The organism is Massilia sp. DJPM01 (genome assembly GCF_030348125.1).
Taxonomy (GTDB): Bacteria; Pseudomonadota; Gammaproteobacteria; order Burkholderiales; family Burkholderiaceae_D; genus Telluria_A; species Telluria_A frigida.
This window is the reverse complement of the sequence record NZ_JAQOZV010000007.1, coordinates 95,706-117,667: the sequence shown is the minus strand read 5'-3', so window position 1 is coordinate 117,667 and position 21,962 is coordinate 95,706. Positions and strand designations below refer to the sequence as shown.

Below are 21,962 nucleotides of genomic sequence, written 5' to 3'. Positions count from 1 at the left end.
AGCTTCCGTTTTTTTTATGCGACAAGCAAACAATTACGCTTGCTTGGCTGCCTTGCGGCGACGTGCCAGGAAACCGACCACGCCCAGGCCTGCCAGCATCATGCCGTAGGTTTCTGGTTCTGGTACTGGTGCCAGCATCACGGTGCCGCCGAAGCTGCCGGCCGTGCCCGAGACCATTTTGCCGCTGACCTGCAGGTAGTAGTTACCCAGGCCCAGGCTGTCCGCACGCAGGCTCCATACATCGGTAGCGCCCGTGCTTTCCTGAAAACCAGCGGTAATCAGGGTACCTGCGCCGCTGAACAGGCTCATGTTGGTGATGTCCATGCCGGTGGTCGCGTTGCGGGTGAACGAGGTGACGATCGCATCGAAGTCATGCGGGACGCGGGTGATCGAGAAGCTGAACTTGTCCATGAACGTATTGTTCTGGTTGTTCTGGACGAACGAGCTGCCGAAGTTTGCGCTGTTGTCGATCACCGACAACGCTTGCGTGCCGTGCGAAATGTCAGCAGCGAAGGCCGCCGTCGAGCCAAGTGATGCGGTTGCCAGGACAGCGGCAGCAATCAGGGATTTCATATGTTTCATAAATATTACCTCGTAAGAAAAAATCAGCCGTGCAAAGACGGCCTGGTTATCAGAATCGGGGAGCTTCATGCTAGCAAAGGCGCGTTCAACATCGGCGTTGCAACGCGACGTGCGCGCAACGCCGCTGCTTTCTTCCACCGGCCAATTAATTGCTCCCCTATAAGTCCATTTTTACATTTTCATAGGGGAGCGCGTCCGATTCTAATGCATATTTACAAATATTTGGGCACCGATTTATTATGTGTAGGTTAATACCTACATCAACGCGCGCGCATCTCCTTGGAAGAGTACGCCTTCTTCGGGTAAATCGCGGATTGGAGCTCGGAGGCTAAAGTGTAAGAGAATGTGACACTACAACAAAACTGTTGTTAAAAAAGAAAAAAGGCCTGAAGATTACGCTTCAGGCCTTCGATCTTGCGAATAATGGTGCGGCTGGCAGGAATTGAACCCACGACCCCTTGGTTCGTAGCCAAGTACTCTATCCAGCTGAGCTACAGCCGCGAAAGACAAGATTATAGCAACGATTCCGGGAATGTCAAAGTTAGCGGAGCAAAAAAAATCGATGGCTTGTTGCCGGCCCCGGAGCGCCGGCTTGCGCGCAGCGCGCTTGACACCCGGAGCGCACGCTGATAATTTACCGTCAGGTTAATTAACCACCGGGTTTAGTATGCGCCAAGACCACCTCAGCACGACATTCGCGGCCCTGGCCGATCCGACCCGGCGCGCCATTCTGGCCAGGCTGGCGGACGGCGAGGCATCGGTGAGCGCGCTGGCGCAACCGTTCCAGATGAGTTTGCCGGCGGTGACCAAGCACCTCAAAGTGCTTGAGCGCGCCGGCCTGATCACGCGCGGACGGCAAGCCCAATGGCGGCCCTGCAAACTCGACGCCCAACCGCTGCGCGCGGCGGCCGACTGGATGGCGCCTTACCGCCCCTTCTGGGAAGGCAGCCTCGACCGGCTCGACGACTATCTCACCACCCTGCAAACAAAGGAGCACAACGATGACCAGCCCTGACCCCAGCGTCGATTTCGTACTGACGCGCGTATTCGACGCGCCGCGCGAACTCGTGTTCAAGACCATGATCGAGACCGAGCACCTGCAAAAGTGGTGGGGGCCGCAGGGCTGCACCATCGAGGTGATCCGCCACGAGCCGCAGCCGGGCGGCGTGTTCCACTATTGCATGCGTTTCGGGCCGGGCGTCGAGATGTATGGAAAATTCGAGTACCGCGAGATCACGCCGTCCGAGCGCCTGGTATTTATCAACGGCTTCGCCGATGCCGAGGGCAAGCGCATCCATTACGCGATGAGTCCGACGTGGCCGCTGGAAGTGCTCAACAGCGCCACCTTGACCGAGGCCGGCGGCAAGACCACGCTCCATTTGCATTCGACCCCGCTCAATGCCAGCGCGGTTGAGATCGAGACCTTCAAGGCTGGCCACGGCTCGATGCAGCAGGGCTTCGGCGGCATGTATGACGAATACGAAAAATACCTCGCCACTGTGAAAGCAGCGCAGGCCTAGCTGAACTAGCCAGACCGGGGTCTGACCCCGGTTATGGGCCGTGGGTCGGGGTCTGACCCCGCTTAAGAGAGTTTTTGAAAGTTTTCGGGACATTCCCGCAACCTTGGTCAACGTTAGCAACCATGAAAAAACACCTGCTCAGTTTCCTGCTGGCCAGCGTCAGCGGGGCCGCGCTGGCCGCGTCTGTCACTTACAAGATCGATCCGGACCACACCTTCCCCAGCTTCGAGGCCGACCACATGGGCGTGTCCGTGTGGCGCGGGAAATTCAACAGCAACTCGGGCAAGGTCACGCTGGACAAGACGGCCGGCTACGGCCTGGTCGATATCAGCATCGATCCGGCCAGCGTGGACTTCGGCCAGGAGGCGCTGAACAAGTGGGCCGCTGGCCCGGACCTGTTCGACGTGCCCAAGTTCGGCGCGGCGCGCTATAAGGGCAAGCTGAGCGGCTTCAAGGATGGCGCGCCGACCCAGCTGCAGGGAGAACTGACCCTGCACGGCGTGACCAAGCCGGTCAACCTGCAGATCAGGAGCTTCACATGCATCCAGCACCCCATGCTCAAACGCGAGATGTGCGGTGCGGACGCCTACGGCAGCTTCAAGCGCGATGAATTCGGCCTCACCGCCGGCAAGGATTACGGCTTCAAGATGGATGTCGAGCTGCGCATCCAGGTGGAAGCCGTGGCCGAGTAATTACGCCTGCAGGGCAGGGTAGTCGGTGTAGCCTTCTTCGTTCGAGGCGTAGAACTTGTCGGCCCGGACCGGGTTCAGCGGCGCGTCGAGCTGCAGGCGGCGCGGCAGGTCGGGGTTGGCGATGAACCATTGACCGAAGGCGACGGCGTCGGCTTCCCCGGCGGCCACCAGCTGTTCGGCGCTGTCCTTGGTCAGTTTTTCGTTGGCAATGTACACGCCGCCGAATTCCTGCTTCAGGTAAGGGCCGAGGCGGTCGTCGCCCAGGCCTTCGCGCGCGCAGATGAAGGCGATGCCGCGCTGGCGCAGCGCGCGCGCCACGTAGCCGAAGGTCGCCTTCGGATCGGAGTCGCCCATGTCGTGCGCGTCACGGCGTGGCGCCAGGTGCATGCCCACCTTGCCCGCACCCCAGACGGCGATGCAGGCGTCGGTTACTTCGAGCATCAGGCGGGCGCGGTTTTCGATCGAGCCGCCATAGATATCGGTGCGCTGGTTGGTGCTGTCTTGCAGGAACTGGTCGAGCAGGTAGCCGTTGGCGCCGTGCACTTCCACGCCGTCGAAACCGGCCAGCCTGGCGTTCTCGGCACCCTTGCGGTAAGCGGCCACGATGCCCGGGATTTCTTCCAGCTCGAGCGCGCGCGGCACTGGATAGTCGCGCAGGGGGCGCAGCAGGCTGACATGGCCCTTGGCCGCGATCGCGCTCGGCGCCACCGGCGCGTCACCGTTCAGCAGGTCAGGGTCCGAAATGCGGCCCACGTGCCACAGTTGCAGCATGATCTTGCCGCCCGCCTTGTGCACGGCGTCGGTCACCAGTTTCCAGCCTTCGACCTGCGCGCCGGACCAGATGCCCGGCGTGTCGGCATAGCCCACGCCCTGCGCGCTGACCGAGGTCGCTTCGCTCAGGATCAGGCCGGCGGAAGCGCGCTGCACGTAATATTCGGCCATCAGCGCGTTCGGCACGCGGCCGCCGCCAATGGCGCGGGCGCGCGTCAGCGGCGCCATGATGATGCGGTTTTTCAGCGTCAGATCGCCAATGGTGATCGGGTCGAATAATGTCGTCATGCTTCACTCCTAAAGTCCCTCGTTCATATGGTCGAGGAAAGCCTTGATGGCTTCCTCGTTACGCTTGTAATAGATCCACTGACCGACCTTGCGCGAGCTGATCAGCCCGGCGCGCTGCAGCGCTGCCAGATGGGCCGATACGGTCGATTGGGCAAGCCCGGTACGCGCATCGATCAGGCCGGCGCACACCCCGACATCGAGGTTGTGTTGCTGGTGTGCGAAGTGCACATGCGGCTCCTTGAGCCAGCCAAGAATCTGGCGGCGCATCGGGTTGGCCAATGCCTTGTGAATGGCGTCGATTTGCATATCGGGTTTTTCCGAATCTAATATCGTCATATTACGATATATAAAAAATTCCTGCTTGGCAGGGACTAAAACGAGGGACTGCGGGACTCAGTGCGACAGATACACCAGGGCCAGCGCGATCGCCGCAGGCACGGTCTGGAACAACAGGATGGTTTTCTTGACCGTCAGCGCGCCCCAGATCCCGGCCACCATGATGCATGCCAGGCCGTACACCAGGAAGGCGGGCGCGATCTCCGGATTGGGATGGAGCAGGCCGAGCGCCAGCGCCGCCACCAGGAAGCCGTTGTAGCAGCCCTGGTTGGACATGGCGGGCGCCATGATCTCGGCTTTTTCGGCCGTCAGGCCGAACACGCGGCGCCCGCGCGTCTTGAAGAGGACCGTTTCGAGCAGGACGAAGTACACGTGCAGCAGCAGGATCAAACCGATCAATACTTGTGCGGCGATGGCCATTGATGGCTCCTTGTTATGGATTGTGGGATAGCTAGTGTAACCGCGTGCAAGCTGTGTGGCGAATGGCGGAGCACGGCGGCCTTCTGGAAGAAAGGGGTGTTGACGTTGCAATAATGTTTTTCGCATATCTTGCTCTTTCGCTGTCCACTTTTCAGGCTTCCATGACAAAGAACATCACTCCCTTGACGACATGGGAAGGCTTCACGCGCCTTTCGGGCGCCGGTTTTCGCGAACGCTATCCCGACGCGGGCATTCGACAGCGCCGCCTCCACGATCCCGACGAGGACGAGGACGAGGGCGACGAGGACGACGAGGCACGCGGGGACGACAGCGGTTTGCCGTGGTTGCTGGTGACCGGCAATGTCAGCATCGGCAAGCAGATGCTGGAGGCAGCCGAGGGCCAGGCCTGGAGCCGCATCGTCGTCGACGGCGACCTGCATATCGACGATGGCGGCGCCGACCTGGGATGGGGCGACCCGCTCGGCCAGGTGGGTTTTGTCGGCGGCGACCTGTATGTCGATGCGATCCGGCTCGACGGCATGCAGAGCAACGCGGTGCGCGGGCGTGTCGTGGCCAAATCCGCCTGGCTGCTGGCGGAGGACGATTGCGCCATGCGCCGCGCGCCCGAACTGCGCCTCGACACGCAATTCCTGTTCGCCTGGTTTTACCGGATCGACCAGCTCACGTTCAATCCCGGCGCGGTCATTTTCATGTTGGGTAGCGGCGCCTACTGCGCCAAGCTCGACCTGCCCAATCCGGTGTTCGCGTGGCACGATGCGGTGCATGTACTCGACGGGCGCTTCGTCGCCGGCGTCTTGTGCGATGGGTCGGACGATTATTGCTGGCATAGCCCGTCCATCATCCCCGCCCTCAAGCGCGGCCGGACCATTTACAGGGATGGCTACGACATCGCCTGCTATCCGTTCCACCAGGCCGCGCAGGCGGCGATGGCGGCGGGCGACCATCGCAACGCCTATCTGCTGCATAAAAAATCGGCCGCCATCGCGCCGGCCTACTACGAAGCCTGGTTCGGCATGGGGTACGCGCTGCTGCGCGAGGGCGCGTGGGAACAGGCGCTGGGCGTGTACCGCAAGGCCGCCACGCTGTTCCCGAAGGAGCAGACCGGCATGATCAACACGGCACTGAATCACGCGGCCTTGTGCGCGCTTCACACGCGCCAGCCTGGCCTGGCGATCGAGCTGGCAAGCATGTCGATCGAGCACAATCAGGAGTCCGAGTACAAGGAAAGCGAAGCGGGGAAGGCATATCGCTACCGCGCCGAAGCGTATCTGATGTCGGGCCAGGTCGCTGCCGCCATGGCCGACCTGGAGCAGGCGCTGGAACTCGATCGCCATCTCGAATCGGCGCGCTGGCTCAAGGGCCTTGCGCACTACCAGCGCAATGAACTTGAACAGGCAAACGCCGATCACGCCGCCGCCTGCCGCTACGACAAACGCTACGCCGTATCCTACGACACCCATGGCGACACCGGTTTCCTGTACCAAGCCGACCAGCGCGTCGACTGGGACCAGATCGACGCCGCCGGCATCGCCTTGCCCGCCAGGGACGAGGCGTACTGGCTCAATTACATGCTGCATGACGAATCGGCCTCGCTCGGACGCGTGCCGGACGAGTATCGCAGCGACGCCTTGTGCCGCGAAGTGGTGCGCGCGAGCGGGCCGGATAAGCTGGGCTACGCCAAACATCTTCCCGACAGCGCATTCACGCGCGAGATTGCCGAAACCCTGATCGCGTCCTCGCCCGGTTGGCTGGAAAACATCCCGCCGCGCTTCATCGACAAGGCGCTGGTGCTGCTGGCCCGTCCCGGCACGTCGGGTTTCGCGCTGGCGCAGGTGCCGGCGGCCGTCATCGACTTCGACGTTTGTGTCAGGGCGGTGCAGTGCGGCGAGTCGATTGCCAGCGTGCCGCCGCCGTATGTGAACAAGGCCCTGTGCCTGGCGTGCGTGACTGCCGACGCGCGCCGGCTCGATGAAGTGCCGCCGGAACTGATCGACGACGACCTGATCGCGGCCGCCATCGCCCACGGCGAGCACTATGGATTCGACCACTGGCTGCCGGGCATGTACAAGACGCGCGCCTTGCTGGAACTGGCGATCGGCCGGTACAAATGCGCGCTCGATGCGATCCCCGGCTACCGCGTCGATGGCGCGCCTGGAGCCGGAAACGCTGTGGTGTTATCTGCCCGAACATGACGTGATCCGCCACACCCTGCGCTCGTGCTACTTCCGTCTGGGGACCATGCGCGAGCGCAATGGCATGCCGCTGGCCGAACTGGAAGCCGACCTGGCCCTGGTCGACAAGGCGCTGGCGCTGGCCGGCCCTGCGGAAGACCCGAACGTGCTCGATCCATTCAGGGAAGGGCATGCGGCGCTGCTCGCCATCCTGGCCGCGCAACAGCCGTCTTACAAGACCGCGTACCGGCGCGCCGCGGCTTTGCTGGTGTGAGTCGCATCACGACGAATAGCGGCGCTGGCCGGACTGCACGCGCCGGCGCGGCCGATGGTATACTTGAAGCACCTTTTTCTCCGGCGGGGACGACCCCGCCGCACACGGAGCCAGGCTTGGACGACCTTGCCAATCCGGGAGTTTGTCATGGCATGGATCTATCTGTTTGTTGCGGGTTTGCTTGAAGTGGCGTGGGCCGTCGGCCTGAAATACACCCACGGCTTTTCGCGTCTCGTTCCCTCCGTATTGACGCTGGCCGCGATGTCCGGCAGCGTCGGTTTGCTCGGACTGGCATTGCGCCACCTGCCGCTGGGGACCGCGTATGCCATCTGGACCGGCATCGGCACCGTCGGCACGGCGATCTTCGGCATGCTGGTGCTGGGCGAACCGGCCGGCGCCATGCGCCTGGGCTGCATCGCGCTGATCGTGGCCGGCATCCTGGGATTGAAGCTGCTCGCGCCGGCCTGACACGGCGCCGGGCGCCAGCGCCCGATTGTGCCAAATTCGCCGTGCCGTGCCGTGGCGTGTGCAAGACAAGGACGGCGTCCAGGCGTATGCTGGTTGGATGAAAACGATCTCCATCATCGACTCCCATACCGGCGGCGAACCGACCCGCCTGATCATCGACGGCGGCCCCGATCTCGGGAGCGGACCGCTGGCCGAACGGCGTGAGCGCTTCCGGCGCGACTTCGACCATGTGCGTTCCGCCGTCGTGTGCGAACCGCGCGGCTCCGACGTATTGGTCGGCGCGCTGCTGTGCGAACCGTTCGCGCCCGACTGCGCCGCCGGCGTCATCTTCTTTAACAATGTGTCCTACCTCGGCATGTGCGGCCACGGCATGATCGGGGTGGTGGTGTCGCTCGCGTTCATGGGCCGCATCAAGCCCGGGCGGCACCGCATCGATACGCCGGTCGGCGTGGTCGAAGCCGAATTGCACGACGACGGCGCGGTCACCATCGATAACGTGGCGTCCTACCGCACGCGGCACGCCGTCACCCTGGAGGTGGAAGGCGTGGGCAGCGTGACGGGCGACGTGGCCTGGGGCGGCAACTGGTTTTTCCTGGTTTCCGGCCACGGACTGGCGCTGCGGCGCGCCAACGTCGACGCCCTGACCGCCTACGCGGTGGCGCTGCGCGATGCGCTCGAAGCGAACGGCATCAGCGGCGACGACGGCGCCGTGATCGACCATATCGAACTGTTCGCGCCATCGACCACGGGCGCCGACAGCCAGAGTTTTGTCCTGTGTCCCGGCAAGGCCTACGACCGCTCGCCTTGCGGCACCGGCACCAGCGCCAAGCTGGCCTGCCTGGCAGCCGACGGCAAGCTGGCCGAACACGCCCAATGGCGCCAGGAGAGCATCATCGGCAGCGTGTTCGACGCTTCCTACCGGCGCGCCGGCGATCGCGTCATGCCCAGCATTCGCGGCAAGGCCTGGGTCAACGCCCGGGCGCAGCTGCTGTTCGACGAGAGCGACCCTTTTGTATGGGGCATTCCCTGAGCTGCGCCCGGCGCGCCCCTACGACAAGGACTCGACCGGGCCGATTTCGGTCTGCACGTTGAACACCGAGGTGCGCCGGATCGTGCCCTGGATGGTGCCGCTGGTTTTAGGCAGCGCCGACGCGGCGTCGGCAAACCAGAAGTAGTGGCCGTTGACGCGGTCGGGGAAGTTGGCGCCGAAGTAGCCCTGCACGGCAATCGGCGCCGTGAATGACATCGATTCGTCCGACATGGTGCCGACCATGCTCACCTTGCGCTTGCTGTGCGGCGGCACCGTGACCGTCACCGTGGACGACGATGAGCGCGAGGTGCTTTGCGACGACGACTGGCCGACCGTGGTCGACACCGAAAACGAGGCGCCGGTCTTGAACACGCCTTCGATGGTGAACTCCGCCGACAGCGTCAGGCCGGTGGTCGATTCCGACGACCAGCTGGTGGCGTCGGACCATGCGCCTTCCACTGTCAGGCTCACTTGCGCCGGATCGTCGCCATTGTTGATGGCGTAATTGCTGCCCACGATGGCCGATGTCGGCGGCGCGCCCGGATTGGTGACGTAGTTGAATGGCCCGAGCGTCTTGTAGCACGGGTGCCCGTACTGCGCCGTGATGGCCGGGGTCACCGCGTTGTAATAGGTCTCGCTATTGAGGCTGATGCCGTCCGGGTTCTTGCTGTAGGCGGTCTCGAAGTAGGCCCTGACGGCGGAGGGGCTGGAATTGAGGTAAGTCAGATCATTGAAGGACAACGCTTCCTGCACTGGCATGATGATCTCCATTGGGTTGACTGATCGCCCAGGAACATCCGGGCGGGATGGCCGCCGGGCGCTGCGCCCGGCGACCATCCCACCTTAGCCCTTCGAAAAGAGCCCAAGTTCACACATTGTCACCCCCCTCATGCCGCCCGCATAAATGGGCGGATGGCGCGCCTTTTTAGGTGGAAGCACACCCGTTTGTGGCTTTCATGTCAGTGCGCGGCGGCGCGCTCGCCTAATCGGCAAAGCGCTCGAAATCCGGATTGGCGCGGGTCAGGTAGTACCACTCCTGGTTCGGTCCCGCGTTCACATCGGGGAACAGGATCTTGCCGTCGAATTCGGCCACCACGGGTGTGCCGTCGGCGCGCGTGCCGATCTGGTCGCCCGTGGCCAGCGCGTCGAAACTGGCCCATACGCGGCTGAAGCGGTCGCCCGCATCGAGTTTGTCGTGCACCACCACCATCGACAGCGCTTCCATCTGGTCCAGCGCGATCGGCTCCGGCTGCGGCGCGTCGATCAGGCCGAGGAAGGCCAGCGTGTTGACGATCGCGCGGTAAGCCACGTCCGGCGCGGCCGGATCAAGGTGCTGGCCGCATTCGAGCGTGAGCGCGTAGCCGCCGGTGCTGCGCATGTATTCGGTGGTGCCCATCCCGTAGCGCAGCACCAGGTCCAGGGTCGATTCGTCGCCGCTCTTCATGCGGCGCCGCACGCCCTGGCCGTAGGTGGCCAGCCAGCCGTCGACGAAGCGGCGCACGCCTAGGCGGCGCGCCAGAGCGCGTTCCTTTTCGGCGTGCCGGAACGGCTGCAGGGTGCCGTCGTTGTTGCGCGGGCCGACCATCACGAAGGGCTGGCTTTGCGCATTGAAGGAATGCAGGTCGAGCAGTACCTCGTGCTGCGCCAGCAGGGGACACAGCCAGTTGGCGACGCGGTCCTCGAAGTCTTGCGGCTGCGGGTTGGGGAACAGGTTGCGGTTCAGGTTACGCTCGCCCGAGCGCTGTTCCAGCGCGTAGGCCAGCGGGTTGGTCACCGGGACGAAGGTCACGCTGCCGGCCGCCAGGTGCAGTGCGCCGCTGTCGATGTCGGCCATCACGCGCAGGATCGCCTTGCTGCCGCAGGTCTCGTTGCCATGCACGGCGCCAGTGACGATCAGGCGCGGACCGGCGCCAAGGCCGGTGTAGTTGATCGATTTGAACTGCAGCTCGCGGGCGGTGGTCATGGTCGGAAGTGGCCTGGAAAATGGGTGGGGAACCTATTTTATCGGACATCGCCGGCGCCCGCCGGAGCGCGCCCGCGCTACCGGCCGACCAGTTTCAAGCCGCGCTGGCGTGGACTGGCGTCGATCACGTCGAAGGCGGCCGGCATCTCGCTGAGGAAGGCCAGTACGCTGCGGGCGTCGCCGCCGCTGTCTTCGATGGCCGCGCGCAGGCCGGGCACCGCTTCCTGCGTGTACGGGCTGCGGTAAGCATTGACCAGCAGCGTCACCAGGTCGACCGGCTGGCCGCCCGAATGGCGCAGGCGCGTGCCGATCAGGTCGAGGATCACGCGCTGCATGGCCGGCGTGGGGTTGGCGATATTGGCGAAAATGAGCGGCGTGTTGGCGATTTTCTCGCACAGCGCGCGCTCGATCTGGTCGGGCTTGAGGTCGGAGGCGATGTCGAAATGGGCTCCGCTCCAGTGGGTGCGCGCGTGGGCGTGCCCGGGAGGGAAGGAATCGACGGTTTCAAAACCGCATACGCGGCTCAGGTAGGCCAGGGCCTGGGTCAGGATTGGGAACATGCCCCCAGTGTAGCGCAAGACGATCTCCTTGTGGTTGCGGGCCCGCCGCCCGGCCTTGGCACGGCGCGCTGCGGCGGGTGCCTCAGGCGGCGAAGCGGCCGGCGCGGAAGTCGTCGACCGCCTGGAATACCTCGGCCTGGGTGTTCATCACGAACGGGCCGTATTGGGCGATCGGTTCGTTCAGCGGGCGCCCGGCAATCAGGATCAGGCGGCTGTCCTGGGCGGCCATGATGCGCACGCCGTCAGCCTGCGGTGCATTGGCCAGGATCGCCATGCGCCCCACCGGTACCGGCTTGTCGTCGATCAGCACCTGGCCACGGAACACATAGACGAAGGCGTTGTGCCCCGGCGGCAGCAGCTGTTCGAAGGTGGCGTTGGCCGGCAGTTCGACATCGAGATACAGCGGTTCGGTGCCCGCGCGCTGCACCGCGCCCGGCACGCCGTGGCTGGCGCCGGCGATTACTTGCACCGTTACCCCCGCTCCGGTGGTGAAGCGGGGGATGTCGGTGTTCGGGATGTCGCGGTACCACGGCGCGCTCATCTTGTCCTTGGCCGGCAGGTTAAGCCACAGCTGGAAGCCTTCCATCATGCCGTCGGTCTGCTCCGGCATTTCGGAGTGCGCCACGCCGCGCCCGGCCGTCATCCACTGCACGCCGCCGTCGGTGATCAGGCCTTCGTTGCCGGCGCTGTCGCGGTGGCGCATGCTGCCGGCGATCATGTACGAAATCGTCTCGAAGCCGCGGTGCGGGTGTTCCGGAAAGCCGGCGATATAGTCGCCCGGCTTGTCGCTGCCGAAGGCATCGAGCATCAAAAACGGATCCAGGCGACGCTGCAGGTTTTGCGTAAGCACGCGGTTGATCTTGACACCGGCGCCGTCCATCACGAACTGCCCGTTGACCAGGCGCTCGACGCCGCGCGGCTGCCGCACGCGCTCCTCGACCGGCTGCCGCACCATCTTCAACTCTTGTGTCATGTTTCTCTCCTTGTATAGAGCGTCGTCCGGGTTGACTTAGGCCAGTGCGGCCTCGATGTCGGCGTTGGCCTGCGACTGCGCCTTGGTCACGGCTTCCGGACCCATGGCCATGCCTTCCGAATACACGAACGTCACGTCGGTCATGCCGAGGAAGCCGAGCAGCATTTTCAGGTGCGGCGTCTGGGTATCGTTCGGGGTATCGCGGTACATGCCGCCGCGGGCGAACGCCACGTACACTTTTTTGCCGGTCAGTTTGCCGATCGGGCCGCTGGCGGTGTAGGCGAAGGTGACGCCGGCGCGGGCAATCGCATCGAACCAGCCTTTGAGCTGCACCGAGCTGCCGAAGTTGTACATCGGGGCGCCGATGACCAGCACGTCGGCGCCTTGCACCTGGGCGATCAGGGCGTCGTCGAGGGCCACGCGGGCCGCTTGTTCGGCGCTGCGCTGGTCGGCTGGCGTGAACAGGGCGCCCAGGGTCGGCTCGTCGAGCGCCGGATGCGGGTTGCTGGCCAGGTCGCGGCGCGTCAGTTGGGCGCCGGGGTTGGCCGCTTGCAGCTTGGCGACAATGGCGTCGGCCATGCGGGTGGACTCGGAACCGGTCGAACGGGCGCTGGAATTGATTTGCAAGATGTTCATTTTGTTTCCTTTTTATGAGTTGAACTGCGATGGAGTGACTTTACGCGTTCCAAAATCAATGCGGAAGGCGTTAAAATGGATATCATTATTCAGTCAGTGGGACAATCAAATGGATGTGGAACCGAATGACTTGCTGTTGTTCGCGCGGATCGTGGAGGCGGGCAGCTTCAGCCAGGCCGCGTTGCGGGTCGATTTGCCCAAGTCGACCGTCTCGCGCCGGATCGCGCTGCTGGAAGCGAAACTGGGCGAGCGCTTGCTGCAGCGGACCACGCGCAAGCTGATGCTGACCGAATTCGGCGCCAGCCTGCTCGATCACGCGCGCAAGGTGGTCGAAGAGGTCGAGGCGGCCGGCGCGCTGGTGCAGCATCGCCAGCAGGCGCCGAGCGGGCGCCTGCGCATTTCGATGCCGGCCGATTTCGCCAGCCTTGGCATGACGCAGGTGATGACGCACTTCATGACGCAGTATCCGGCCATCACCCTGGAACTGGACCTGTCACCGCGCCGGGTCGACCTGGTGAGCGAGAATTTCGACATCGCGATCCGCATGGGCGACCTGCCGGACGACGCTTCCCTCAACGCGCGCCGGGTGGCGCTGGAACACATGGCGCTGTATGCGGCGCCGTCGTACATCGCGCTGCGCGGGCTGCCGGAGCATCCGGACGACTTGCTGAAACACGATCTGCTGTGCCTCCTGAGCCGCGGCGGCGGACCGTCGCCGTGGAAGCTCACACGCGGCAAAACGGTGTGGGAGCGCGCGCTGCCGGGCCGCCTGAGCGCCAATTCGCCCGACCTGCTCACGCGCGTGGCGTGCGCCGGCGCCGGCATCGCCGCCAGTTCCGACCTGTTCGCCGCACCGCACGTGGCCAAGGGAGAGCTGGTGCGGGTGCTGCCGGAATGGGATTTGCCGCTGGTGACCGGCTGGGCCGTGTTCCCTGGCCGGCGCCTGATGCCGGCCAAGACCCGCGCTTTCCTCGACATGATGGAAGGGCTGTGCTGCGCCGATGCGCGCAAGCGCATGGGGATGGTCTAGGGCAGGAATTTTCCGTCCGGATACGCGTGATTGCGGAATCGTTGATAATGAGCCCGCCGCGACGCCTATCTTGAGATCGCCCTGGCTGTGAAGTTCATCCATCCAACTTAAAGGAAATTCCATGCTGCTTGAAAAATTGCACTGGCGCTACGCCACCAAGAAATTTGATGCCACCAAGGTGGTGTCGGAAGACAAAGTCAACCGTATTCTGGAAGCCGTGCGCCTGGCGCCGACCTCGAGCGGCCTGCAACCGTTCGAGCTGATCGTGGTCAGCAATGCCGACCTGCGCGCGAAGATGCGACCGATCGCCAGCAACCAGGGCCAGGTGGCCGATGGGTCGCACATGGTCGTGTTTGCGGCCTGGGATAATTACACGGAAGAGCGGATCAACATGATGTTCGACCTCGTCAACGAGGAACGCGGCATGGTCAACGAAGGTTGGGAAGCCTACCGCAAGTTCATCCTGGCGACCTACCCGCCGCGCGACCCCAAGGTCAACTACGAACACGCCGCGCGCCAGGCCTACATCGGCCTGGGCATCGGCTTGACGGCGGCCGCTTTCGAACAGGTCGATGCGACCCCGATGGAAGGCTTCAATCCGGATCAGCTCGACGAATTGCTCGGCCTGCGCGCGCGTGGCTTGCGCTCGGTGGCGATCATGGCGCTCGGTTACCGCGAAGCCGAGGGCGACTGGCTGGTGGACTTGAAAAAAGTGCGCCGTCCGAGCGCGCAGTTCATCACGAAACTGGCTTAAACAAGGGGCCGACGCGATTTTCTTGTGACATTCGGGCGTGCGTTGGGAGCGCCTTGCCGCTCCCAACGTTTATTGGGGCGCAATCAGGTCGAGCCACGATGAGATTGGCTGCAGGCGCTGCTTCCAGGCTGCGCGGATGTCATAAGCCACCTTGTTGTTGATGCGAATATGTACCGGGGTGAATGCGAGAGCTTGACTCCGGCTGTTATCGAACAGAATGGAAGCGTCGGCTACTGCGAGTGCGGCCTTGATAGCTTGCCGGGTGCGCGGAAAACGCTCAAGCAGCTTTTCGTAGGGGACTGCGTGACCGCCTTGATTTTGACGCGTTCTTACGCGTCCGATCGAGAGGCCGGTACTGGACAGACCAACAAACACCAATCACACAAAGTAGCCTTTGCTTTGCAAATCCTTGACGAGATCGATCTTGCTCGATATTGAGCCATCGGGATTGATCGACCAATGCGAAAACACCGTTTCGATAGCAAAGGGAATGCGGCGTCCCATCGCCGCGCTGGTGAATCCGGTAACTCCCTGCTGGGATACGTACATCCATGCTTCACTGGTGTCACGCAGTTCTTGAGCCCAAACGGGCAATTGTCCGGATTTGGGCGGCTCGGGCAGGATGGATAACATCATCCGGTCGGCGTTTATCAACGGAACGCGCAAGCGATCTACCAGGTGCTTGTACCACAAGGTCGATTTTCCTGATCCATTGTGTCCAGCCAGGATAATCGCGAACGGCCTTCCTTCATGGTGGAACGCGATATTCATCGCCTCGTCGACTGAAACGCGCTTCATCGCTTGACCCTGATAAAGTGGCCGTTCTTGTTGAAGCGTCCCAGCGTCCGCGTTTTGCCGAGCTTTCTGATGACCAGATTCGGATCTTTTGAATCCGCTTCGTACAACGGCGTTGTCGAAGGCAGATTGAGGCGGACGCCGTGCCGTGGAATAGCTTCGGCAAATGCGCGAGAAACTCGCTGGCTTTCTGCAAGTGCTTTTTCGAGTTCCGACGCCGATGGGGTGGGAACTTCCACCGTGACATTGCCCATCGTAACAACCGTCATCGCCTTGCCCTCCGCCGTGATGCGCTGAGTCATCGGGCTGGCGGGAGGCGTCGCCTCCCTTGCACTAACGATGGGTTTTGGTGCTTGAGTATGCTTAGCCATGATGCACTACCGAACGACAAGGTTGATGAACCAACCCAGTATCTCATTGTAGCGCCGATCCAAAACGCGTGACGCGCGCGGCGCCACCTGCTTACGGCGTTCCCGCCAGCCGCTTGTTGATCCGCTCCAGCACCGGCATGATCTTGCCGCCGACCTTGATCTGCGGGTTCGAATAGCCGTCATCCTTGCCGGCTTGCGTCTCGCGTTGCAGGATGATCTTGCGCGCCGCCGCATGCGCCTCGCTGAACGAGCGCGTCGTGGTACGCAGCTGTTCGTCGTACATCGCGCGGCCGAAAAACGTCAGCGCCGATTTCTTGCCGCAGCCGTAGGAGGTGTGGTCGGCGTCGGACGCCGTCATCACCAGGGTGCCGTCGGCCGCCAGCGGCGCGATCCAGTTGCCCGCGAAGCAGGCCGAGATCGACAGCACGCGGTAGCGGATGCCGGCCTGGTCGAGCCATCCCTTCAGTTCCGGCGGCATCACCGGCGCCACCTCGATCGGCCAGAAATTGGCCGCCAGCTCGCCGTCCGACGCTCCGTGCGAGGTCAGGTGGATGAACAGCACGTCCTCGTCGCGGTCCATGATCTCGGCGATCCCTTCGATGGCGCGCCGCAGGTTCAGCGGCGTGGCCCAGGGCAGCGTTTCGGCGGTCTCGCGGTGGTTGATCAGTTGCAGGCCGCGCCCGGCGGCATCGAAGCGGCGCGCCATCACGTCGGCCACCATGGTGCTCTCGCGCCGGAACACTTCCTCGCCTTCGTACGGCGCGAAGGTAATCGTGTACATGTCGATCACGCCCGGGCGCTGCGGCTTGAGCGCGTCGAGCTGATCGCCCAGCAAGGGCAGCTGCGCTTCCATCATTTCCTGGCTTACCTCGAACGGCTCTTCCTCGGGCGCCTCGGGTGCCGCCCTTGCGCGCCAGGCCATCGGCGAGGGCGCGAGGTAATGGCTCATTGCAGTGGTCAGAACGATCACCCCGATCGTGACAATGGTGCGCACCGGCGCGAGCGGACGGGCGGCGCGCATCAGTACCGCCAGCTGTGCCAGCACCGCCCAGAGCGTCGGCCCGAGCCAGACAGTCCATTGCGCCTGTGTGCTGGCCGCATCAACGGCCTTGGTCCGGATCAGAAGAAAATAGAGCGCCCAGCCCAGCATCGAAAACATTGTCGTTTGTACGATCAGCAGCGTGTACAAGTGCGCCGCGCCGGGCGCGGCATGGGGACTGCGCGTCAGGCGCGGGTCGGGCTGAATCAGGTAGCACAGCCACACGGTTAACAGGGTATTCGACCATCCGGCGAACAGCGCGCGCCATATGAAGACGGCGTCGCCCTCGATGAAGGCGCGCTGCATCAGCATGCCCAGGCCCAACTGAAAAAGCAGTTGGAATGCCATCTGCCAGGGCGACGCCACCAGTCGCTTCCAGCGCGGTGCAAGCAGCAGCATGGAGCGCGCGCCTTCGCGCAGCCAGTCGCAGGCTGCCAGCACGCTGGCGCGCGGCGCGGGCGCGGCCACGCTTGCCTGTTCCTGTTCCTGTTCCAGGGCCGGCGGGCCGGCGATGTCGTCCACTACGTCGCTCATGCCGCTTCCTTGTGAAATCAGGCGCGTTTGGCGGCTGGCTTGTTACCCATCGCTTCCCCCAGCCGCACCAGGCGCTCGGGCGCCCATTCGGCATTGAAGTCGATGGTGTCTTTCTTGAACAGCATGACGATGGTCGAACCAAGCAGGAAGCGGCCCATCTCGTCGCCTTTTTTGAGCACGATGTTCTGGTCGTCGTAGCGCCATTCCCTGACCACGCCCGGACGCGGCGGGTTCACCAGCCCGTGCCAGACCGTGGCCATGCTGCCGACGATGGTGGCGCCCACCAGGGTGAGCACAAAGGTGCCATGCTGCTTGGACTCGAACACGCACACCACGCGCTCATTGCGCGCGAACAGGCCGGGAATGCCGCGCGCGGTGGTCGGGTTCACCGAAAACAGCGCGCCGGGCACGTAGATCATGCGCGTCAGGCGTCCGTCGCACGGCATGTGCAGGCGGTGGTAATCCTTGGGGCTCAGGTACAGGTTGGCGAAACTGCCGTGCTGGAACTGGGCCGCCAGCGCCGCATCGCCACCCACCAGGGCCGTGGTGCTGAACTTGTGGCCCTTGGCCTGGAAGATCTGGTCGTCGTCGATGGCGCCGAACTGGCTGATCGCGCCGTCCACCGGGCACACGAAATCGGCCTTGGCCAGCGGGCGTACGCCCGGGCGCAGCGGACGGGTGAAAAATTCGTTGAAGCTGGCGTAGCTGGCGATGTCCGGATTGGCCGCTTCGTCCATGTTCACGCCATATTGGCCGACGAACCAGCGGATCAGGGTGGTCGTGTACTGGCCGCCCTTGTGACCGGCGACGCGGCCCGCGAACCTGGTCAGACCTTGCTTGGGAAGTAAATATTGGGGAATGACTTTTATGCGATCGGACACGGGCTTCAACCTGTTTAAAAAACGATGGGCAATTATAACGGCGCGCCGCGCCTGTGCAGCGCTTTCCGGTGCCCCGGATGGCCAATCGCCTGAAAAATAGTCGCCGTGGCGGCGCCGGGGGGCGTCAGCGTGGGCGCACGCCGCCGGCCAGGATGGCGGGCGGGTAGTAGCGCTTGAGGTTCTCGTACACGGCGCCGGATTTGATGGCGGCGGCGAACAGGTTCTGCAGGGCCGCGCGGTCGCTCGCCGCGACGGTCTGCTTCGAGATGTAGATGCCGCTTTCGCCCCACGGCAGTTCTTCCAGCGGCTCGATGCGCAGCTTGGGCATCATCCAGGTGAAGCGCTTGTCCTCCAAAATGGCGCCGGCGAATACGGTGGGCGCCATCAAGGTCACGTCGGCAATGCCGGCGTCGAGCACGCGCGCCACGGCGGCGCCATCTTTTTCGAGCAGCAGGCGGCCCTGGGCCGACAACTGATCGATCATGTCGAGGTAGGCGTCGCCGTAGTCGAAGCCGCGCACCAGCACCACGCGCAGCTCCTTGCGTGCGAGCAGGTCGCGGATCGAGCGCACCGCGACCGGCACCAGGAACGGTTGCTCGCAATTGGCCAGCGCAGGGGCGCCGGCGCCCGCTACGAGGACGGCAATGACAAACGCGGCCGCGCGCGCCGCGCTGCGAGGAGAGGGTATACCCATGTCCCAATTCTAACGCATGCCCGCCTCATGTGCGCATCCGATGCGATTTGAAATAGAAAACTGCAACGCCGATCGCCACCGCCTGCATCGCCGCGCACAGGAAAAAGGTGCTGCCGATGCGCCAGTCGTCGGGCGGCAGGTGGCTGGCCAGGCCCAGGATGGCCGTGCCCAGCAGCGGCATGAAAATCACGCCCAGGCTGCTGATCGATTGCAGCGAGCCCATCAGTTCGCCCTGGGAATTCGCGTCCGAACCGCGCGAAATGATGCTTTGCAGCGCAGGCGCGGTGGTATACGACAACAAATTGCACAAAATGAAAACGTACATCATCCAACCCTGGGTAGCCAGGCCGTACAGCACGAAGGTGATGCAGCCCGATACCAGGCCGATCAGCGACAGGCGCACTTCGCCGAAGCGCTTCATCAGCATGCCGAGCAGGCCGGCCTGAACCACCGCCGCCGACAAGCCCACGCAAAACAGGGCGCTGCCGTTGTCGCCCGGGGTCCAGTTGAAACGGAAGGTGGTGTACAGCACCCAGGTCGACTGCAGCATCATCTGGGCGAAGGTGGAGAGGGCGTACACGATCACCACGGCGCGGATATCGGTGCGCCGCACCAGCTTGAGCAGGGACGAGAAGGGATTGATCTTGGTCATCGAAAACGCCGAGCGGCGCGCCAGCGGCAGCGATTCGGGCACCGCGATGTAACCGTAGACGAAGTTGGCGGCGCACAGCGCGGCGGCCACGTAGAACGGCAGTTGCAGGTTGATTTCGCCCAGGGCGCCTCCCAGCGCCGGACCGCAGATGAAACCCAGGCCGAAGGCGGCGCCCACCTTGCCGAAGCTTTTGGCGCGCGTTTCGTGGGTCGATATGTCGGATGCATAGGCCGAGGCGACCGACATGCTGGCCGAGGACATGCCGCCGATCACGCGCCCGATGAACAGGAACGCCAGGCTCGGGGCCCACGCGGTGGCGAGGAAATTGAGGAACATGCCGGCCATCGAATAGAGCATCACGGGACGGCGTCCCACGCGGTCGCTGATGGCGCCGAGCATTGGCATGAAAATGAACTGCATCAGCCCGAACACCATCGCCAGCACGCCGAACCAGAACGCCTGTTCATCGCGCCCGTCGACGAACTTGCCGACCAGGGCCGGCATGACCGGGATGATCAGGCCAATCCCGAGCATGTCGATGAAGACCGCCACCAGCACGAAATTGAGGTTGCCAGGCGATGCCGGGGCGGCGGGTGCGGCGGCGGGGTTGCTGCTCATGGAGGATAGCCCGGGTCCGGGCGCGAATGGGCGGAACCACATCTTAACGCACTGCGCAGTTGTGCGAACGCGGCAGTGCCTACAAAGTCCATTCCTGCGCGAAGGCGGCGCGGAAGGTGGTCAGCTGCGCCAGCCGCGCTTCGCCCAGTGCGCGTCCGGCGGCGGTCTGCATCATGGCTGGCAGCCTGGCCAGCTTGACCTCGATATGGTCGAGCGCATAGGCGCGGTCGTCGCGCTCCCGGTCCACGGCCAGCGGGTCGCTCGGGTGGGCCAGCGCGCTGCCCATCTGGCCGGCGATATAGAACAGGCGCGCCAGGCCCACCGCGCCCAGGGCGTCGAGGCGGTCGGCATCCTGCACCAGCTGCGCTTCGATGGTGTGGGGTGGCAGCGCCGCCGAAAAGCTGTGGGTTTCGATGGCGTGCGCCACCGCGTCCAGCTTCGCGGCCGGGAACCCGATGGCGGCCAGTTCGCGCCACGCCAGTTCGGCCGAGCGGCGCGACGCCATGCTGCGCTGCGGATGATTCTTGGGCAGGTTGACCAGGTCATGCAGATAGCATGCCGCCATCACGGCCAGCGCATCCGCTTCCGGATGGCTGGCCAGCAGCGCCTGCGCATTACGCCAGACCCGGTGCAGGTGATTGATGTCGTGGGCGCCGTCGTCGCCGCAGGCGGCGCTGGCCAGTGCCTGCAAGCGTGGCTGCCATGCTGTCAGTTCGTCGGTGGTCATTGCATGCTCCTTGGTCGGAGCGCGATTATGCCATGCCGGCCGGCCCGAAAGCGGCCACGGCGCGCTGCGACAGGGCGTCGGCCGCCTGGTTTTTCTGGCGCGGCAGCCAGCGCACGCAGGCGCCGTCGATGCGGCCGAGCAGGGTTTGGGCGTGTGCGCGGTAGGCGTGCAGCGAGGGCGCTCCCGCCAGCTCCGGCCCATTCACGTCGTCGATCACGACGCGGCTGTCGCCATGCACGGTCAGGCCGCGCGCACCCTGCGCGACGGCCGCTTCGAGGACCGCGATCAGCGCCTGGTACTCGGCTTCGCTGCTGTTGCCGTAGCCGGCCGGGCGCGAGATTTCGACGCGTTCGCCATCCGGGCCGGTGAGCAGGGCGCCGATGCCGCAGCGTCCCGGATTAGGATGGGCCGAGCCGTCGAACCAGGCGCGCCACGGCGCGGGCGGACCAGCGTGCCGGTGCACACTGGCGCTGCGGGCCAGTGCGCGTTTGGCGTCGCGTGCGGCCAGGCGCGCCGTGGCGGCCGCCAGCAGGGCGGCGCGTTCGGCGAGCAGGGCGCCCAGGCCGCGCGCGCCGGCGCGCTGTTCGAGCGTGGCGCGCAAGGCTTGTTCTTCACTGATGCCGTCGCGCGCGGCCAGCTTGCGGCCGGCGCCGCGTTCGGCCTTGAAGGCCGCCGCGATTAACTGGGCCAGTGCGTGGGTCGGTTCGCTCATGGCGACAGCATAACCGCAACGGCAACATATTGCCAAAATCACTCCCTGGCGACGGCCGAACTCACGCATCCGCACGATTGTGACGCATCAAACTGCAGAGCCCGACAGTGCCTAGTATGGCCCTTAGCGGTCCGCACGAGGGCGAGTGGGAATTGCCGCTCGACCAGTTTCAATTTATTAAAGGAGAACGTCATGCGTAACTTGACCAGCACTGAATTGCAACACGTGTATGGCGGTGGCAAATCCGATTGCCATACCAAGTGCCACAGCAAGAGCAAGAGCAAAAGCCGTTGCAAGAGCAAAAGCAAAAGCAAGAGCAAAAGCCGGGGTTGCGGCAGCAAGTCGCACAACTGCGGCGGCCTGCTCGGATGGCTGCTGTAATGCGTTTCCTGCTTAACCGCTGTGCCGGGCCATCGTTGCGCTAACTGGCGCAACTGGCTTCTTCAGTTT

The 21,962-nt window shown here is 64.0% G+C and carries 28 protein-coding genes and 1 tRNA gene; 10 read left to right on the top strand and 19 right to left on the bottom strand.

The window, feature by feature from the left end:
• Positions 1 to 33: 33 nt before the first annotated feature.
• Together PO883_RS07270 and PO883_RS07265 are read right to left on the bottom strand one after the other, a co-directional pair.
• The gene (locus tag PO883_RS07270; protein WP_289309152.1) at positions 34 to 720 is read right to left on the bottom strand and encodes an FxDxF family PEP-CTERM protein; all 687 of its coding nucleotides are present in this window, start codon (positions 718 to 720) and stop codon (positions 34 to 36) included.
• 286 nt (positions 721 to 1,006) lie between these two features.
• Positions 1,007 to 1,083, bottom strand: a tRNA-Arg gene (locus PO883_RS07265).
• 166 nt (positions 1,084 to 1,249) lie between these two features.
• Here PO883_RS07265 and PO883_RS07260 point away from each other — a divergent pair.
• The 3 genes from PO883_RS07260 (at position 1,250) to PO883_RS07250 (ending at position 2,794) form a co-directional block, all read left to right on the top strand.
• The gene (locus PO883_RS07260; RefSeq protein ID WP_289309151.1) at positions 1,250 to 1,597 is read left to right on the top strand and encodes a helix-turn-helix transcriptional regulator; all 348 of its coding nucleotides are present in this window, start codon (positions 1,250 to 1,252) and stop codon (positions 1,595 to 1,597) included.
• Complete coding sequence (locus tag PO883_RS07255) at positions 1,584 to 2,102, top strand: SRPBCC domain-containing protein (protein WP_289309150.1); 519 nt, start codon at positions 1,584 to 1,586, stop codon at positions 2,100 to 2,102. The genes PO883_RS07260 and PO883_RS07255 overlap by 14 nt, the downstream gene beginning before the upstream one ends.
• A gap of 122 nt (positions 2,103 to 2,224) precedes the next feature.
• Positions 2,225 to 2,794 (top strand): YceI family protein, encoded by a 570-nt coding sequence (locus PO883_RS07250; RefSeq protein ID WP_289309149.1) that lies wholly within the window; start codon positions 2,225 to 2,227, stop codon positions 2,792 to 2,794.
• On the opposite strand, the gene PO883_RS07245 is transcribed toward PO883_RS07250, so the two are convergent.
• The 3 genes from PO883_RS07245 to PO883_RS07235 all read right to left on the bottom strand — a co-directional run bounded on the left by PO883_RS07245 (position 2,795) and on the right by PO883_RS07235 (position 4,609).
• Positions 2,795 to 3,853 carry an alkene reductase gene (locus PO883_RS07245; RefSeq protein ID WP_289309148.1) on the bottom strand — a complete coding sequence of 353 codons (1,059 nt, stop codon included), beginning with the start codon at positions 3,851 to 3,853 and terminating at the stop codon, positions 2,795 to 2,797. It abuts the gene before it with no gap.
• Positions 3,854 to 3,862: 9 nt separating this feature from the next.
• Positions 3,863 to 4,159 (bottom strand): helix-turn-helix transcriptional regulator, encoded by a 297-nt coding sequence (locus PO883_RS07240; RefSeq protein ID WP_167088250.1) that lies wholly within the window; start codon positions 4,157 to 4,159, stop codon positions 3,863 to 3,865.
• Positions 4,160 to 4,246: 87 nt separating this feature from the next.
• Positions 4,247 to 4,609, bottom strand: a complete 363-nt coding sequence (locus PO883_RS07235; RefSeq protein WP_289309147.1) for a DUF1304 domain-containing protein — start codon at positions 4,607 to 4,609, stop codon at positions 4,247 to 4,249.
• Between the two features lie 161 nt (positions 4,610 to 4,770).
• Here PO883_RS07235 and PO883_RS07230 point away from each other — a divergent pair, with 161 nt between their 5' ends.
• From PO883_RS07230 to PO883_RS07215, 4 genes are all read left to right on the top strand, one after another.
• Positions 4,771 to 6,822, top strand: coding sequence for a tetratricopeptide repeat protein (locus PO883_RS07230; protein ID WP_289309146.1), 2,052 nt, complete (start codon positions 4,771 to 4,773; stop codon positions 6,820 to 6,822).
• Entirely contained in the window at positions 6,749 to 7,075 is a 327-nt protein-coding gene (locus PO883_RS07225) for a hypothetical protein (RefSeq protein ID WP_289309145.1), read from the top strand. Before PO883_RS07230 ends, PO883_RS07225 begins: the two co-directional genes overlap by 74 nt.
• A gap of 147 nt (positions 7,076 to 7,222) precedes the next feature.
• On the top strand, positions 7,223 to 7,543 hold the full coding sequence (sugE, locus tag PO883_RS07220) for a quaternary ammonium compound efflux SMR transporter SugE (protein WP_289309144.1): 321 nt from the start codon (positions 7,223 to 7,225) through the stop codon (positions 7,541 to 7,543).
• 97 nt (positions 7,544 to 7,640) lie between these two features.
• The gene (locus tag PO883_RS07215; protein ID WP_289309143.1) at positions 7,641 to 8,573 is read left to right on the top strand and encodes a 4-hydroxyproline epimerase; all 933 of its coding nucleotides are present in this window, start codon (positions 7,641 to 7,643) and stop codon (positions 8,571 to 8,573) included.
• Positions 8,574 to 8,591: 18 nt separating this feature from the next.
• Here PO883_RS07215 and PO883_RS07210 read toward each other — a convergent pair whose 3' ends face one another.
• From PO883_RS07210 to PO883_RS07190, 5 genes are all read right to left on the bottom strand, one after another.
• Positions 8,592 to 9,332 (bottom strand): hypothetical protein, encoded by a 741-nt coding sequence (locus tag PO883_RS07210; protein ID WP_289309142.1) that lies wholly within the window; start codon positions 9,330 to 9,332, stop codon positions 8,592 to 8,594.
• A 223-nt stretch (positions 9,333 to 9,555) separates the two neighbouring features.
• Positions 9,556 to 10,536, bottom strand: a complete 981-nt coding sequence (locus PO883_RS07205) for a succinylglutamate desuccinylase/aspartoacylase family protein (RefSeq protein ID WP_289309141.1) — start codon at positions 10,534 to 10,536, stop codon at positions 9,556 to 9,558.
• Positions 10,537 to 10,613: 77 nt separating this feature from the next.
• Positions 10,614 to 11,114: a hypothetical protein gene (locus tag PO883_RS07200; protein ID WP_229423591.1), complete on the bottom strand. Its 501-nt coding sequence runs from the start codon at positions 11,112 to 11,114 to the stop codon at positions 10,614 to 10,616.
• A gap of 64 nt (positions 11,115 to 11,178) precedes the next feature.
• On the bottom strand, positions 11,179 to 12,069 hold the full coding sequence (locus PO883_RS07195) for a pirin family protein (protein ID WP_289309140.1): 891 nt from the start codon (positions 12,067 to 12,069) through the stop codon (positions 11,179 to 11,181).
• A 36-nt stretch (positions 12,070 to 12,105) separates the two neighbouring features.
• Positions 12,106 to 12,705, bottom strand: coding sequence for an FMN-dependent NADH-azoreductase (locus PO883_RS07190; protein ID WP_289309139.1), 600 nt, complete (start codon positions 12,703 to 12,705; stop codon positions 12,106 to 12,108).
• A gap of 109 nt (positions 12,706 to 12,814) precedes the next feature.
• Between PO883_RS07190 and PO883_RS07185 the strand changes: the two genes are divergently transcribed.
• Positions 12,815 to 13,735 carry a LysR family transcriptional regulator gene (locus tag PO883_RS07185; protein WP_289309138.1) on the top strand — a complete coding sequence of 307 codons (921 nt, stop codon included), beginning with the start codon at positions 12,815 to 12,817 and terminating at the stop codon, positions 13,733 to 13,735.
• Positions 13,736 to 13,856: 121 nt separating this feature from the next.
• Positions 13,857 to 14,489: an NAD(P)H-dependent oxidoreductase gene (locus PO883_RS07180; protein ID WP_167088260.1), complete on the top strand. Its 633-nt coding sequence runs from the start codon at positions 13,857 to 13,859 to the stop codon at positions 14,487 to 14,489.
• A gap of 69 nt (positions 14,490 to 14,558) precedes the next feature.
• Here PO883_RS07180 and PO883_RS07175 read toward each other — a convergent pair whose 3' ends face one another.
• From PO883_RS07175 to PO883_RS07135, 9 genes are all read right to left on the bottom strand, one after another.
• Positions 14,559 to 14,864: a hypothetical protein gene (locus PO883_RS07175; RefSeq protein ID WP_289309137.1), complete on the bottom strand. Its 306-nt coding sequence runs from the start codon at positions 14,862 to 14,864 to the stop codon at positions 14,559 to 14,561.
• A 3-nt stretch (positions 14,865 to 14,867) separates the two neighbouring features.
• Complete coding sequence (locus PO883_RS07170) at positions 14,868 to 15,287, bottom strand: hypothetical protein (RefSeq protein ID WP_289309136.1); 420 nt, start codon at positions 15,285 to 15,287, stop codon at positions 14,868 to 14,870.
• Positions 15,284 to 15,655: a hypothetical protein gene (locus tag PO883_RS07165; protein ID WP_289309135.1), complete on the bottom strand. Its 372-nt coding sequence runs from the start codon at positions 15,653 to 15,655 to the stop codon at positions 15,284 to 15,286. Before PO883_RS07165 ends, PO883_RS07170 begins: the two co-directional genes overlap by 4 nt.
• Positions 15,656 to 15,746: 91 nt before the next feature.
• Positions 15,747 to 17,228: a C13 family peptidase gene (locus tag PO883_RS07160; protein WP_289309134.1), complete on the bottom strand. Its 1,482-nt coding sequence runs from the start codon at positions 17,226 to 17,228 to the stop codon at positions 15,747 to 15,749.
• Between the two features lie 17 nt (positions 17,229 to 17,245).
• Complete coding sequence (asd, locus tag PO883_RS07155) at positions 17,246 to 18,109, bottom strand: archaetidylserine decarboxylase (RefSeq protein WP_289309133.1); 864 nt, start codon at positions 18,107 to 18,109, stop codon at positions 17,246 to 17,248.
• Positions 18,110 to 18,233: 124 nt separating this feature from the next.
• Positions 18,234 to 18,803: a hypothetical protein gene (locus PO883_RS07150; protein WP_289309132.1), complete on the bottom strand. Its 570-nt coding sequence runs from the start codon at positions 18,801 to 18,803 to the stop codon at positions 18,234 to 18,236.
• A gap of 25 nt (positions 18,804 to 18,828) precedes the next feature.
• A complete protein-coding gene (locus tag PO883_RS07145) occupies positions 18,829 to 20,073 on the bottom strand; it encodes an MFS transporter (RefSeq protein WP_289309131.1) in 1,245 nt (414 codons plus the stop codon).
• A 79-nt stretch (positions 20,074 to 20,152) separates the two neighbouring features.
• On the bottom strand, positions 20,153 to 20,800 hold the full coding sequence (locus PO883_RS07140) for an HD domain-containing protein (RefSeq protein ID WP_289309130.1): 648 nt from the start codon (positions 20,798 to 20,800) through the stop codon (positions 20,153 to 20,155).
• Positions 20,801 to 20,825: 25 nt separating this feature from the next.
• Positions 20,826 to 21,512, bottom strand: a complete 687-nt coding sequence (locus PO883_RS07135) for a ribonuclease HI family protein (protein WP_289309129.1) — start codon at positions 21,510 to 21,512, stop codon at positions 20,826 to 20,828.
• A gap of 192 nt (positions 21,513 to 21,704) precedes the next feature.
• On the opposite strand from PO883_RS07135, the gene PO883_RS07130 reads away from it, so the two are divergent.
• Positions 21,705 to 21,893, top strand: a complete 189-nt coding sequence (locus PO883_RS07130; protein WP_289309128.1) for a hypothetical protein — start codon at positions 21,705 to 21,707, stop codon at positions 21,891 to 21,893.
• Positions 21,894 to 21,962: the final 69 nt, after the last annotated feature.

Bases quoted from the DNA above. Each gene is read 5' to 3' on its own strand.
- PO883_RS07260 (WP_289309151.1), top strand. From the start codon at position 1,250: ATGCGCCAAGACCACCTCAGCACGACATTCGCGGCCCTGGCCGATCCG.
- PO883_RS07255 (WP_289309150.1), top strand. From the start codon at position 1,584: ATGACCAGCCCTGACCCCAGCGTCGATTTCGTACTGACGCGCGTATTC.
- PO883_RS07250 (WP_289309149.1), top strand. From the start codon at position 2,225: ATGAAAAAACACCTGCTCAGTTTCCTGCTGGCCAGCGTCAGCGGGGCC.
- PO883_RS07245 (WP_289309148.1), bottom strand. From the start codon at position 3,853: ATGACGACATTATTCGACCCGATCACCATTGGCGATCTGACGCTGAAA.
- PO883_RS07240 (WP_167088250.1), bottom strand. From the start codon at position 4,159: ATGCAAATCGACGCCATTCACAAGGCATTGGCCAACCCGATGCGCCGC.
- PO883_RS07235 (WP_289309147.1), bottom strand. From the start codon at position 4,609: ATGGCCATCGCCGCACAAGTATTGATCGGTTTGATCCTGCTGCTGCAC.
- PO883_RS07230 (WP_289309146.1), top strand. From the start codon at position 4,771: ATGACAAAGAACATCACTCCCTTGACGACATGGGAAGGCTTCACGCGC.
- PO883_RS07225 (WP_289309145.1), top strand. From the start codon at position 6,749: ATGCGATCCCCGGCTACCGCGTCGATGGCGCGCCTGGAGCCGGAAACG.
- sugE (WP_289309144.1), top strand. From the start codon at position 7,223: ATGGCATGGATCTATCTGTTTGTTGCGGGTTTGCTTGAAGTGGCGTGG.
- PO883_RS07215 (WP_289309143.1), top strand. From the start codon at position 7,641: ATGAAAACGATCTCCATCATCGACTCCCATACCGGCGGCGAACCGACC.
- PO883_RS07210 (WP_289309142.1), bottom strand. From the start codon at position 9,332: ATGCCAGTGCAGGAAGCGTTGTCCTTCAATGATCTGACTTACCTCAAT.
- PO883_RS07205 (WP_289309141.1), bottom strand. From the start codon at position 10,536: ATGACCACCGCCCGCGAGCTGCAGTTCAAATCGATCAACTACACCGGC.
- PO883_RS07195 (WP_289309140.1), bottom strand. From the start codon at position 12,069: ATGACACAAGAGTTGAAGATGGTGCGGCAGCCGGTCGAGGAGCGCGTG.
- PO883_RS07190 (WP_289309139.1), bottom strand. From the start codon at position 12,705: ATGAACATCTTGCAAATCAATTCCAGCGCCCGTTCGACCGGTTCCGAG.
- PO883_RS07185 (WP_289309138.1), top strand. From the start codon at position 12,815: ATGGATGTGGAACCGAATGACTTGCTGTTGTTCGCGCGGATCGTGGAG.
- PO883_RS07180 (WP_167088260.1), top strand. From the start codon at position 13,857: ATGCTGCTTGAAAAATTGCACTGGCGCTACGCCACCAAGAAATTTGAT.
- PO883_RS07170 (WP_289309136.1), bottom strand. From the start codon at position 15,287: ATGAAGCGCGTTTCAGTCGACGAGGCGATGAATATCGCGTTCCACCAT.
- PO883_RS07165 (WP_289309135.1), bottom strand. From the start codon at position 15,655: ATGGCTAAGCATACTCAAGCACCAAAACCCATCGTTAGTGCAAGGGAG.
- PO883_RS07160 (WP_289309134.1), bottom strand. From the start codon at position 17,228: ATGAGCGACGTAGTGGACGACATCGCCGGCCCGCCGGCCCTGGAACAG.
- PO883_RS07150 (WP_289309132.1), bottom strand. From the start codon at position 18,803: ATGGGTATACCCTCTCCTCGCAGCGCGGCGCGCGCGGCCGCGTTTGTC.
- PO883_RS07145 (WP_289309131.1), bottom strand. From the start codon at position 20,073: ATGAGCAGCAACCCCGCCGCCGCACCCGCCGCCCCGGCATCGCCTGGC.
- PO883_RS07140 (WP_289309130.1), bottom strand. From the start codon at position 20,800: ATGACCACCGACGAACTGACAGCATGGCAGCCACGCTTGCAGGCACTG.
- PO883_RS07135 (WP_289309129.1), bottom strand. From the start codon at position 21,512: ATGAGCGAACCGACCCACGCACTGGCCCAGTTAATCGCGGCGGCCTTC.
- PO883_RS07130 (WP_289309128.1), top strand. From the start codon at position 21,705: ATGCGTAACTTGACCAGCACTGAATTGCAACACGTGTATGGCGGTGGC.